This is a genomic window from uncultured Aquimonas sp., assembly GCF_937888285.1.
Lineage (GTDB): Bacteria > Pseudomonadota > Gammaproteobacteria > Xanthomonadales > Xanthomonadaceae > Aquimonas.
The window spans coordinates 1-11,381 of record NZ_CALART010000099.1; the positions used below are offsets into that span (position 1 = coordinate 1).

Below are 11,381 nucleotides of genomic sequence, written 5' to 3' on the forward strand. Positions count from 1 at the left end.
GGAAGAGCCAAGCGGGAAGAGCCAAGCGGGAAGAGCCAAGCGGGAAGAGCCAAGCGGGAAGAGCCAAGCAGGGAGAGCCAAACACTCGCTTCACAGCTGCCGTTTTCCAAGGCAATCTCGGTCCTGATCCAGTCACCGGGGCGATTGCATCCCCGGCTCGTCGCCCCCGCGCAGGCGGGGGCCCAGAGGCTCTTGCCTCGGGCCGGAAACCGTCCGCTCATTGCAGATGGGCGCTCCACTTCATGCCTCGCGCGGTCGGCGAGGCGCCAGCGATTCGAGGCATGGGCCGCTCGCATCCCGAGCAAAGTGTTCGGCTTGGACCCGGCACCGCGGCCACGGCGGAAACGGAAGCACCGCGTGCCGCACACAGTTCGGACTACTGGGCCTATGGCCTCTGCGAACCAACTGGCGCAGATGGTGGGTCGTGAAGGATTCGAACCTTCGACCTACGGATTAAAAGTCCGCAGCTCTACCGCTGAGCTAACGACCCGGTGATGTCATCGGATTCGACAGGCTGCGCGGCGAACAGCCCGGGCTGGGCCTCACGCAGGGGCGCGCAGTGTAGTCAGGGGGCGGCGCAGGCACAAGTTTGCGCCGCGTGGGGCCGGGCCGCCATTCATCCAAGGTAGCGCGTGGGGTCGGCGACGCCGGCGGCCTCGAAGCCCGCCGCGCGCAGCCGGCAGGCGTCGCAGTGGCCGCAGGCGCGGCCCTCGGCATCTGCGCGGTAGCAGGACACGGTCTCGCCGAAGTCGACGCCGAGTTCGATTCCGCGGCGGACGATATCGGCCTTGCTCAGGTCGATCAGCGGCGCGTGCACGCGCAGCGTATGGCCCTCGACCCCGGCCTTGGTCGCGAGATTGCCCAGGCGCTCGAAGGCGGCGATGAACTCCGGCCGGCAGTCGGGATAGCCCGAATAGTCGACCGCATTGACCCCACAGAAGATGTGCTGCGCACCCAGCACTTCGGCCCAGCCGAGAGCCACGCTCAGCATGATGGTATTGCGCGCCGGCACATAGGTGACCGGAATGCCCTCGCCGCCGTGCTCGGGCACCTCGATGTCGTCGGTCAGCGCCGAGCCTCCGATGCTGCGCAGATCGATATTCACGACCTTGTGTGCGGCCGCGCCAAGTGACTTCGCCAGCCGGGCCGCGGCTGCGAGCTCGGACGTGTGGCGCTGGCCGTAGGCCACGCTCAGCGCATAGGCCTCATAGCCCTCGGCGCGGGCGATCGCCAGCACGGTGGCGGAGTCCATGCCGCCGGAAAGGAGCACCACGGCTTTCGCTGGATTCATGGGCGTGTGGTTCCTGTGCTTGATCGGGAAGGGTGAGTCGGCAATCGGCAACCGTTGAGCGGGGCTTTCGACTCGAACCGACGCCGCCATCGGCAGGGCACATTGGTGGATGTCGACGGCTGCGTGGAGCTTGCCATCCCGATGGGATTGCGGCTCTTGCGAATCCCAAATCCCGAATCCCGCGCGCGCAAGCGCGCTCAGCGCCCCTGCGCTTCCCCCCACAGCTGCTTGTGCAGCTGCATCTGGAAGCGGATCGGCAGTTTTTCGGCCAGCAGCCAGTCGGCGAGCTCGGCGGGCTGCACCTGGCCGAAGCTGGGCGAGACCAGCACTTCGCAGCGCTCGTGCAGGCGGTGTTCGCGGGTGACCTGCATGGCCCAGTCGAAGTCCGCGCGGTCGCAGACCACGAACTTGATCTGGTCGGAGGGCTGCAGATGATCGAGGTTCTGCCAGCGGTTCTTCGCCAGCTCGCCCGAGCCCGGGGTCTTGAGATCGATCACCCGCTGCACGCGCAGGTCGACCGGGGCGATGTCGATCGCGCCCGACGTTTCCAGGGAGACGCTGTAGCCGGCGTCGCACAGCCGCTCCAGCAGCACGAGGCAGCGCTTCTGCGCCAGTGGCTCGCCGCCGGTCACGCAGACATGGCGGGCGCCATGGCGGGCGACCTCGGCGAGGATGTCCTCGATCTCCCACCACTGCCCGCCGTGAAAGGCATAGGCGGTATCGCAGTAGCCGCAGCGCAGCGGGCAGCCGGTCAGGCGCACGAACACGGTCGGCCAGCCCACGCTGCGCGACTCGCCCTGCAGCGAGAGGAAGATCTCGGTGAGGCGGAGGCGGTCGCTCTGGGCGATGGGATTCGGGATTGGGGATTCGGGATTCAATGCGGTGTCGCTCGAACGACTGGGTGGCGGATTCGTGGCCGGGCGTTCCGTGCTCATCGGGCCCCGAACGGAAGGGGCCAGGCGAGATAGGCGAAGCGAGCGCTACAGCGGTAGTGGGGGCGGGCGAATCCCCAATCCCGAATCCCCAATCCCAAGATCGCCGGCGCTACCGGCGATCTTCCAGCCGCATGGCCCGCAGTCGACCCTGGGCCAGACGTGCGACGGTGGTGTCGGGGTACTGCTGCATCACCCGGTTCAGCGTGGCCTCGGCCTCGTTCCACTGGCGCAGCTCGTACTGGCAGTAGCCGAGCTTGAGCAGGCCGTCGGGCGCCTTGGTGCTGTTGGGGAAGCGGCGCAGCAGGGTCTGGAAGGCTTCCAGCGCGATCTCGTAGTTCTGGGTGACGTAGTAGGACTCGCCCAGCCAGTACTGCGCGTTCGGCGCATAGTCGCCGTCCGGGTACATCTGCAGGAAGCTGTTGAAGCGACGCGCGGCTTCGGCGTAGCGGCCTTCCTTCAGCTCGTCAAAGGCGGCGTCGTAGCTGCGGCGCTCGTCTTCGGGGTTGCCACGCACGCTTTCGATGGCGGCGGGGGCGGTGTCGCTGCCGCCGAGTGCGGCGGTGCCCACCAGCCCTTCGACCGGGGCGCGCACTTCAGGCTCTTCGAATTCGGTGGTCGCGGGCGCGGAACTGCCGCCCAGCGCGATCTCGTCCACCGGGGCGGCACTTGTCGCGCCGGCGCCACCCGCAGGCGCAGCGCCCGGGCTGGCGCTGACGCCACCTTCGATGCGGCCGATGCGGCTGTCGAGATCTAGGTATTGGTCGCGGTTGCGCTTGGACAGGGCTTCGATCTCGAAGGCCTGCTGCTCCACCATGCCGCGAAGGCTGGCGATTTCCGCCTGCAGCTCGCTGATCCGGTTGAGCAATTGAATATTGGCCTGGGCCTGGTCGCCGCCGGACTGCTGCTGCTCCAGCCGCGCGACGCGGTCGGCCAGCGACAGGCGCGAACCCTGGGCAGCCGCCGGAGCGGCAACGGCGACCCAGAGGGTCGCCGTTGCCAGGCAGCCTGCGAGGAGGCTGTACGCGCGCATCAGCGGGCGGTGTAGACGATCTCGACGCGACGGTTCTGGCCCCAGCAACCTTCGCTCGAATCGGTGCAGGTCGGACGCTCTTCGCCGTAGCTGACGACGGTCAGCTGGCTGGCGGAACCGCCGTTCGACAGCAGGGCGCCATTGACGGCGTTGCCGCGGCGCTCGCCCAGGCCCAGGTTGTACTCGCGCGAACCGCGCTCGTCGGCATGGCCTTCCAGGGTGATGCGGGCCGACGGACGGTCGGTCAGGTACTTGGCGTGGCAGGCCAGGATCGAAGCGAACTCGGACTTGATGTCCGACTTGTCGAAGTCGAAGTAGACAACGCGCTTGACCAGGCAGGGGTCACGGTCCAGGTCTTCCGGGGTGTAGCGGCCGTCGGACGGGGCAGCCGTCTGGGTCGGCGGGGTCGTGGTGGTGTCAGTGGTCGGCTGGACAGTTTCTTTCTTGGCGCAGGCGGCCAGGGCGGCCACGGTCGCGGCGGCGATCAGCAGGCGGGTCATCGTGTTCATCGGAGCAGGGTCCTTGGGGTTGCGATCGGATGCAGTCTTATGGTTTGAAGCGGTGACATTGAGCCCATCCTCAGAGCGGATACTTCGGCGCACACGCTTTCCAGCGCTTGGCACCGAGCGCAGACCCGACCTTGAGCCTCGCGGCGCTGGCCTGCCTGCTCCCGCCGTCCTGCAGCCTTGCGGCCTTCGGACCTTGCCCCACGACATCCTGTCGTGGGGGTGGCGCAACCCAAGGGCCGCGCCGGGGTGGAACGCACTGTGCCGGTGAGGGCGATCAGCGCTGCCGATAGGGCGACCAGGCGGGCTCCCGGACGTCGCCATCGGCGAGAACAAGTCGCTGCCGCACGCGGGCATCGGCCGACACGGCATACAGAACGCCGCGGCGGCCCTCGCGGGCGGCGTAGAGCAGCATGCTTCCGTTCGGTGCAAAGCTCGGCGATTCGTCCAGATTGCCGACCGAAACCAGATTCTGGACGCCGGGGTTGCCCACGGTGCGGTCCAAAACCGCAATACGATAAACATTTCCCTGACCCTGCGCCATCGCCAGCTTCTTGCCCTCACAGCAGACCGTGGCGCGGGCGTTGTAGTCGCCGAGGAAGGTGATGCGGCGGGCGTCGCCGCCGCCTGCCGGCACTTCGTAGATCTGCGGCTTGCCGGCGCGGTCGGAGGTGAAGAAGATCGAGGCACCGTCCGGCGCCCAGGTCGGCTCGGTGTCGATGCCCCAGTGCTGGGTCAGCTGGGTCAGCTGCTTGCTGCCCAGGTCCATCACGTAGATCTCGGGGTTGCCGGTGCGCGACAGGGTGAGCGCCAGCTTGCTGCCGTCCGGCGAGAAGCTGGGCGCGCCGTTGATGCCGCGGTGGCTGGCCACCAGCTCGCGCTGGCCGCTGCCGATGTCCTGGATGTAGATCGAGGAATTGCCGCGTTCGAAGCTGACATAGGCGACGCGGCGGCCGTCGGGGCTCCAGGCCGGCGACAGCAGCGGCTCGCGCGAGCGCACCACCGGCTGCGGGTTGAAGCCGTCGGCGTCGGCGACCATCAGCGCGTACTGCATGTCGCGGCCGAGGCCGGTGGCGGTGATATAGGCGATACGCGTCCAGAACGCGCCGCGCACGCCGAGGATGCGCTCGTAGATCTGGTCCGACACCTGGTGCGCGACGTCGCGCAGGCTGCCGCTGCGGCCGATCATGGCCAGGCCCAGCATGCGCTCCTGCTTGGCGACGTCGAGCAGCTCGAACTCGACGCGGTAGCCGCCGTCGCTGCCGTCCAGCACGCGACCGACCACCAGGAAGTCCTGCTTCAGCAGGCGCCAGGTGGCGTAGTTGACGTCGGCCGAGCGGATCGGCTTCTCGACGATGTCGCGCTCGGCGAGCGCGCGGAAGGAGCCGCTGCGGTTCAGATTGGCGCGGATGACGGCGCCGATGTCGGTCTCGGGGGCAGCGCCGGCGCCGAGGTATTCGAAGGGCACGACGGTGATCGGCAGGGCGGACGAATTCACGCCGAGGATGTCGATCTCAAGCCGCTGCGCGTGCGCAGAGCCCAGCGCGAACAGGGCGCAGGCGGCGAGCAGGAGGGCGGCGAAGCGGGGCATCGTCGGGGTCATGTCGGGCCTGGAATTGCGTTGAGCGCAGCCGCAGCCAGCCGTTCGTGGGGTCCGGGCCGGATCGGGGTTCGCGTGAAGCGCGAACATTACACGAGGGGCAGCGGCGAAGCTGAACGGAGACCCCAGTGCAGTCGCGAGGCGCGCGGCCCTGCGCGGGTCGCCGGGACGTCTGGCTCGGGCTCCAGGGGGGGCGTTCGGCCGCATCGGACCTGCTGAGGCTTCGCCACGCGTAAGGCTTCCCTCGAACCCCCTGGCGGATGCACTGCGCTTATCCGCCCTACAACCGCGAGCGACGCCGAGTCAGCGTCGGCGCCGGTGCACATCGACGCGTAGGGCAGATAAGCGCAGCGCATCTGCCAAAGCTTGAGTCAGCCGTCAGGCGCAGAGCTTGGCCAGGTGTACTCGCGCCTGCCTGAGGCTCCGCCGCGCGCCTGGCTTCCATCAGGCCTGTTGTAATTGCATGGACTCAGAGGTGGGGGGCACCTCGGCGCGTATCGGCCTACTCGCCGTCCCAGCGGAACGTGAAACGGATCTGCCGCGAGAACACCGATTGGAAGCCCTCGTAGGGCAGGGGGTTCGCCTTCATCACCGCCGCCTCAATCGATCGACGCGTGAGTTCATCAGCATTGCAGGGCGAAGTCACGCTGACGCTGATCACCTCGCCGCCGGGAATCTGCACGATGTCCACCGTGCATCGCAGACCAGGGCGGGCGGTTTCCGGCCGCAGCCAGTTGCGCTGCACGCTCTGCTGGATCGCCACCTGATAGCGCCCCAGCAGACTGTCGTCGGTGCCGCGATTACCCACCTCGCCCACATTCTGCGTCGCCGGCTGCTCGCGATCGGCATTGCCCGGGCGGTTCTGCGCGTTCTGCTGGCTGCGCATGTCCTCCAGCTGCTTCAGGCGCTCTTCCTCGATCCGGCGCTGGCGCTCGGCGGCCTCGCGCTGCTGACGGATCTTGTCGAGCTCAGCCTGCTGCTCGCGCTGCTGCTGTTCGCGCAGGCGCTGTAGGCGCTGGGCTTCTTCCTGCGCCTGCTGCTCCAGCAGCACCTGCTCCTGGCGGCGCTTCTCGCGCTGCTCCTGCTCCAGCCGCTGGGCTTCGGCCAGCGCGTTGCGTGCGGCGCGCTCGGCGTCTTCGGTGTCGGGCGTGGGTACGGGCGCCTGCGGTGCGGCCTGCGGCGGCGCTTCGGCCGTCTGCGGCGCGCGTTCCGGCGTGGGCTGCGGTCGCGGTGCGGTCTCGCGCTCGGCCTGGCGCGCAGGCCGCGGTGGCGTTGGCGCGGACGGCTGCGCGCCGCCCATCACCAGGGTCGCTGTGATCGGCTCGCCGCGCACCGAGGGCGACTCGGGCGGCTTCTGCCACAGCATGCCGACGAACAGCAGGCCGAACAGGGCCAGATGCAGGCCGATCGCCAGCACCAGTGAGACCAGCTTGTCCTCGCGGGTTTCCATTGCGCTCGTGGCGGCCTTCTCAGTTCGCCTCGGGCTTGCTCATCAGCCCGACCTTGGTCACCCCGGCTTCCTGCAGCAGCACCATGCCCTGGTAGACGGTGCCGTAGTCGGTGCGGCGGTCGCCGGCCACCATCACCTGCACTTCGGGGTTGTTGCGCACGAAGGCGCCGACCTTGGCGACCAGCGCCTCGGCATCGATCTCCTCAGCGGCGGCGCCCTGCAGGGTCAGGAAGAAGCGGCCGTCCGAGCTGACCTCGACGATCACCGGGTCCTTCTGCGTCTCGACCGGGCGTGCGTTCGACTCGGGCAGCTCGATTTCCACGCCGAGGTTCAACAGGGGGGCCGTGACCATGAAGATGATCAGCAGCACGAGCATCACGTCGATATAGGGGACGACGTTGATCTCGTTCTTCAGCTTGCGCTTGGTGCGCTTGCGCATGGCGATGCTCGCTCGGGTTCCGTGCCGTCAGTCGTCGACGTGGGCGTGACGCTGCAGGATGGTCGAGAACTCTTCGGCGAAGGTCTCGTAGCGCGTGTGGATGCGCTCGACGCGGGTGGCGTAGCGGTTGTAGGCCCACACCGCCGGGATCGCCGCGAACAGGCCCATGGCAGTGGCGATCAGCGCTTCGGCGATGCCGGGCGCGACCGTGGCGATGGTGGCTTCCTTGACGTCGGCCAGGCCAATGAAGCTGATCATGATGCCCCACACCGTGCCGAAGAGGCCGACGTAGGGGCTGATCGAGCCGACGTTGGCGAGGTATTCGAGGTTGTGCTCGAGCGCGTCCATCTCGCGCGACAGGGCCGTGCGCATGGCGCGCTGCGCGCCTTCGAGCTGGGTGCGGTTGTCCATGCTCTTCTTCTGGCGCAGCCGCGCGAACTCGCGGAAGCCGGCCTCGAAGATCGCCGAAAGCCCGCTGGCGCGATCGTCCTGGTTGCCCAGCTCACGCATCAGCGCGCTCATGTCGGTGCCCGACCAGAAGCGCTCCTCGAACTCGTCGGCGCCCTTGGAGGCGCGATCGAGCACGCGCTTCTTCATCAGGATGATCACCCAGGACGAGATCGAAGCCAGCACCAGCAGCAGCATGACGAGCTGCACCGGCAGGCTGGCGTGCAGGATCAGGTCCAGCACGTTGATGTTGTTCGACATGGCGGCCGTCTACTCCGAAGCCTTGAACAGGGAATGGGTTTCTACGTCGGTGAACAGGTCATCCGGCAGCGGCTGCGGGCGGAAGCTGCTGGCGGTCAGGCAGACCGCGCGCACTTCCGCGCGCAGCACCAGCGTCTCGCCGCGCCAGATGCCCTGCTCGAACACCAGGCTGGCACCGCGCCGCGAGGCCAGCGAGGTGCGCACCGTGAGTTCGTCGTCGAGCTTGGCCGCGCGCAGGAAGTCGAGCTGCATGGCGCGGATCGCGAACAGCAGGTCGCGGTCCGTCGCAAGCGCCTGCTGGTGGATGCCGAGCGCGCGCAGCCATTCGCTGCGGCCGCGCTCCAGGAATCGCACGTAGCTGGCGTGGTAGACCACCCCGCCAGCGTCGGTATCTTCCCAGTAAACGCGTACCGGCCAGCTGAATTCGCGTTGAATGTTTCCGCTGCTGGACGTCTGCATCAGCTGCCCGAGAACAGGTCGGGCGGCGGGCCGCCCTGGGGTTTCAGGCCCAGCATCTTCCAGGTGCGGCTGGTGGCCATGCGGCCGCGCGCGGTGCGCACCAGATAGCCCTGCTGGATCAGATAGGGCTCGACCACGTCCTCGATGGTGCCGCGGTCCTCGCTCAGTGCGGCCGCCAGCGACTCCACGCCGACCGGGCCGCCGTCGAAGCTCTCGACGATGGTTTTCAGCAGGCGGCGATCGAGATCGTCGAAGCCTTCGGCATCGACCTTGACCATGGCCATGGCCGCCTGCGCGGCTTCGAGCGTGATCACGCCTTCGGCGCGCACCTGAGCGAAGTCGCGGGCGCGCCGCAGCAGGCGGTTGGCGATCCGCGGCGTGCCGCGCGAACGGCGCGCGATCTCGGCCGCGCCCTCCGGCGCGCACTGGATGCTGAGGATGCGCGCCGAGCGCCGCACGATCGCGGTGAGCTCTTCCGGCGAGTAGAACTCCAGCCGTTGGACGATGCCGAAGCGATCACGCAGCGGGCTGGTGAGCAGGCCTGCGCGGGTGGTGGCGCCGATCAGGGTGAAGGGCGGCAGGTCGAGCTTGATCGAACGCGCGGCCGGGCCTTCGCCGATCATGATGTCGATCTGGTAGTCCTCCATCGCTGGATAGAGGATCTCCTCGACCACCGGCGACAGCCGATGGATCTCGTCGATGAACAGCACGTCGTGCGGCTGCAGGTTGGTCAGCAGCGCCGCGAGGTCACCCGCGCGCTCGATCACCGGGCCCGAGGTCTGGCGCAGGTTGACGCCCAGCTCGTTGGCGATGACGTGGCTGAGCGTGGTCTTGCCCAGGCCCGGCGGGCCGAAGATCAGCACGTGATCCATCGCCTCGCCGCGCTTCTTCGCGGCCTCGATGTAGATCTTCATCTGCTCCCGCACAGGGGCCTGGCCGAGGTAGTCGTCGAGCACGCGCGGGCGGATCGACGCCTCAAGCCGGGCTTCGTCGAGGGATTCCTCGGGGGAGACGATTCTGTCGGTCACGTTGGAGCCGGGATTGGGGATTGGGGAATGGGGATTCGCAGCCGGCGGTTTGCAGGCTGCAGGGGGCCCCTTACGCAGCGCGGCAGTTTACGGGGTTGGCGATAGCAGCGGAGCGCGGCGCTGCAGCCCTCGCTAGTACCGGCGGCGCCTCGGGGCTCTGCTTCTGAGCCCCTCTCCCGGTGGGAGAGGGGCTCAAGTTCCGATTTCGAACTCAGCTCCAGGCTACAAAGCTGCTCCGCTTCCGCTTCCGCGGTGCGAAGCCGCCGCTCCAGTCCAGCCGAAGGTGCCCGCAAACGAATCCCGAATCCCGAATCCCCAATCCCAAATCCCCGCTCTCACGTCCGCAGCGCCGACTTCAGCGCCTTGCGAATGATCGCCTCCGCCGTATCCCCGTCCTCGCGCGCCTTCTCCGCCATCCGCTGGGCTTCCACGCCCTTGTAGCCCAGCTGCTGCAGGGCCACGATCGCTTCGCTCAGCGGGTCGGTCGGCACGGCCGCGCCGGGGGAAGGCACGAAGCTCAGGCCGCTGCCGCCCATGTTCGAGGCCTTGTCGCGCAGCTCGACTAGCATGCGTTCGGCGGTCTTCTTGCCGATGCCGGGGATGCGCGTCAGCGCGGTGACGTCGCCGGCCTGCAGCAGGCGCGCGAACTCGTCCACCGACACGCCTGACAGCACGGCGAGCGCGATCTTGGCGCCGATGCCGGTCACCTTCTGCAGCTCGCGGAACAGCCGGCGCTCGGCGTCCTTCAGGAAACCGTAGAGGGAGACCGAGTCTTCCTTCTGCGCGTAGTGGGTGAACAGGCTGACCTCGCGGCCCAGCTCCGGCAGGTCGTAGAAGGTGCTCATCGGCGCCTCCAGCTCGTAGCCGACGCCGTGCACGTCGACCACGATCTGTGGAGGGGCCTTGTGGATCAGGGTGCCGCGCAAGCGACCGATCATCGTCTGCTGCCTCGACGTCGAATGAGTTGGGACGCCGCCACGCCGGTGCGCGCGGCCAGGGTTCGGGTGTGCGCATGGGTGATCGCCACCGCCAGCGCGTCGGCGGCGTCGGCCTGCAGTTTGCCGTCGATGCCGAGCAGCACGCCGACCATGTGCTGCACCTGGGCCTTGTCGGCGGCACCGCGGCCGACCACGGCGCCCTTGATCTGCATCGGCGAGTATTCGTGCACGCCGATATCGCGCGCCACCACCGCGCAGATCGCCGCACCGCGCGCTTGGCCCAGCTTCAGCGCCGAGTCCGGATTGCGCGACAGGAACACGCGCTCGATCGCGACCTCATGCGGGGCGAAGCGATCGATCAGCGACCACAGGCCGTCGAGAATCCCGCGCAGGCGCTTGGGAAACTCGTCCTCAAGGCCGACGTGCAGGGCCTCGTGATGCACGTGCACGCAGCGACCGGTGCCGTCGGCGTCGACGATGCCCACGCCGGTTCGGACCGAGCCGGGGTCGATGCCGAGGATGCGGGTGCTCATGGCGCGACCTCGGTGGCTGCGCCGGGATTCGGGATTCGGGATTCGGGATTCGGAATCCGCAACTCGCCGACGCCGGGAACGCGCAGGCCTCGCGCCCCGCCAGGAAACACGCGCCTCGCGCTGCCTTCATTCCCGTCGCCCCCGCGAAGGCGGGGGCCCAGATCGGCCCGCCCCGATCGCTGCAGCACTTCGATCCGCGCCGATCGCGGCGGCACTTTCACCTGCCCCGGTCGCTGCAGCACTGGATCCCCGCCTGCGCGGGGATGACGAGCGAGGGGAGCGCGCAGGCCTCGCGCTTCACGGTGATGTGGGAGCCTCGCGCCACACCCACTCCCGTCGCCCCCGCGAAGGCGGGGGCCCAGATCGGCCAACCCCGATCGCGGCGACACGTCGCCCCGCCCCGATCGCGGCAGCACTTCGATCCGCGCCGATCGCGGCGGCACTTTCACCTGCCCCGGTCGCTG

General features: G+C 68.5%; 12 protein-coding genes and 1 tRNA gene. All 13 read right to left on the reverse strand.

Translation table 11 applies throughout. The annotated features are described in order from the left end of the window. Positions 1 to 415 precede the first annotated feature (415 nt). Positions 416 to 490, reverse strand: a tRNA-Lys gene (locus Q0654_RS18295). A gap of 126 nt (positions 491 to 616) precedes the next feature. Next, entirely contained in the window at positions 617 to 1,291 is a 675-nt protein-coding gene (queC, locus tag Q0654_RS18300) for a 7-cyano-7-deazaguanine synthase QueC (protein WP_298856416.1), read from the reverse strand. Between the two features lie 197 nt (positions 1,292 to 1,488). After that, complete coding sequence (gene queE, locus Q0654_RS18305) at positions 1,489 to 2,169, reverse strand: 7-carboxy-7-deazaguanine synthase QueE (RefSeq protein ID WP_298856417.1); 681 nt, start codon at positions 2,167 to 2,169, stop codon at positions 1,489 to 1,491. A 166-nt stretch (positions 2,170 to 2,335) separates the two neighbouring features. Next, positions 2,336 to 3,256, reverse strand: coding sequence for a tol-pal system protein YbgF (gene ybgF, locus Q0654_RS18310; protein WP_298856418.1), 921 nt, complete (start codon positions 3,254 to 3,256; stop codon positions 2,336 to 2,338). After that, a complete protein-coding gene (gene pal / locus Q0654_RS18315; protein ID WP_298856419.1) occupies positions 3,256 to 3,765 on the reverse strand; it encodes a peptidoglycan-associated lipoprotein Pal in 510 nt (169 codons plus the stop codon). The genes ybgF and pal overlap by 1 nt, the downstream gene beginning before the upstream one ends. A gap of 274 nt (positions 3,766 to 4,039) precedes the next feature. Next, entirely contained in the window at positions 4,040 to 5,353 is a 1,314-nt protein-coding gene (tolB, locus tag Q0654_RS18320; protein WP_298856420.1) for a Tol-Pal system beta propeller repeat protein TolB, read from the reverse strand. A 511-nt stretch (positions 5,354 to 5,864) separates the two neighbouring features. Then, a complete protein-coding gene (locus tag Q0654_RS18325) occupies positions 5,865 to 6,812 on the reverse strand; it encodes a cell envelope integrity protein TolA (protein WP_298856421.1) in 948 nt (315 codons plus the stop codon). 19 nt (positions 6,813 to 6,831) lie between these two features. Beyond that, the gene (gene tolR, locus Q0654_RS18330; RefSeq protein ID WP_298856422.1) at positions 6,832 to 7,251 is read right to left on the reverse strand and encodes a protein TolR; all 420 of its coding nucleotides are present in this window, start codon (positions 7,249 to 7,251) and stop codon (positions 6,832 to 6,834) included. Between the two features lie 27 nt (positions 7,252 to 7,278). Beyond that, entirely contained in the window at positions 7,279 to 7,959 is a 681-nt protein-coding gene (gene tolQ, locus Q0654_RS18335) for a protein TolQ (protein ID WP_298856423.1), read from the reverse strand. Positions 7,960 to 7,968: 9 nt separating this feature from the next. Beyond that, positions 7,969 to 8,418 carry a tol-pal system-associated acyl-CoA thioesterase gene (gene ybgC / locus Q0654_RS18340; protein WP_298856424.1) on the reverse strand — a complete coding sequence of 150 codons (450 nt, stop codon included), beginning with the start codon at positions 8,416 to 8,418 and terminating at the stop codon, positions 7,969 to 7,971. Further along, positions 8,418 to 9,446, reverse strand: coding sequence for a Holliday junction branch migration DNA helicase RuvB (gene ruvB / locus Q0654_RS18345; protein WP_298856425.1), 1,029 nt, complete (start codon positions 9,444 to 9,446; stop codon positions 8,418 to 8,420). The genes ybgC and ruvB overlap by 1 nt, the downstream gene beginning before the upstream one ends. Positions 9,447 to 9,781: 335 nt before the next feature. Then, the gene (gene ruvA, locus Q0654_RS18350) at positions 9,782 to 10,384 is read right to left on the reverse strand and encodes a Holliday junction branch migration protein RuvA (protein WP_298856426.1); all 603 of its coding nucleotides are present in this window, start codon (positions 10,382 to 10,384) and stop codon (positions 9,782 to 9,784) included. After that, positions 10,381 to 10,917, reverse strand: coding sequence for a crossover junction endodeoxyribonuclease RuvC (gene ruvC / locus Q0654_RS18355; protein ID WP_298856428.1), 537 nt, complete (start codon positions 10,915 to 10,917; stop codon positions 10,381 to 10,383). The genes ruvA and ruvC overlap by 4 nt, the downstream gene beginning before the upstream one ends. Positions 10,918 to 11,381 lie beyond the last annotated feature (464 nt).

Coding starts and splice junctions, on each gene's coding strand:
- ruvA (WP_298856426.1), bottom strand. CDS start 10,384: ATGATCGGTCGCTTGCGCGGCACCCTGATCCACAAGGCCCCTCCACAG.
- Q0654_RS18325 (WP_298856421.1), bottom strand. CDS start 6,812: ATGGAAACCCGCGAGGACAAGCTGGTCTCACTGGTGCTGGCGATCGGC.
- tolR (WP_298856422.1), bottom strand. CDS start 7,251: ATGCGCAAGCGCACCAAGCGCAAGCTGAAGAACGAGATCAACGTCGTC.
- tolQ (WP_298856423.1), bottom strand. CDS start 7,959: ATGTCGAACAACATCAACGTGCTGGACCTGATCCTGCACGCCAGCCTG.
- tolB (WP_298856420.1), bottom strand. CDS start 5,353: ATGCCCCGCTTCGCCGCCCTCCTGCTCGCCGCCTGCGCCCTGTTCGCG.
- ybgC (WP_298856424.1), bottom strand. CDS start 8,418: ATGCAGACGTCCAGCAGCGGAAACATTCAACGCGAATTCAGCTGGCCG.
- ruvC (WP_298856428.1), bottom strand. CDS start 10,917: ATGAGCACCCGCATCCTCGGCATCGACCCCGGCTCGGTCCGAACCGGC.
- queC (WP_298856416.1), bottom strand. CDS start 1,291: ATGAATCCAGCGAAAGCCGTGGTGCTCCTTTCCGGCGGCATGGACTCC.
- ybgF (WP_298856418.1), bottom strand. CDS start 3,256: ATGCGCGCGTACAGCCTCCTCGCAGGCTGCCTGGCAACGGCGACCCTC.
- pal (WP_298856419.1), bottom strand. CDS start 3,765: ATGAACACGATGACCCGCCTGCTGATCGCCGCCGCGACCGTGGCCGCC.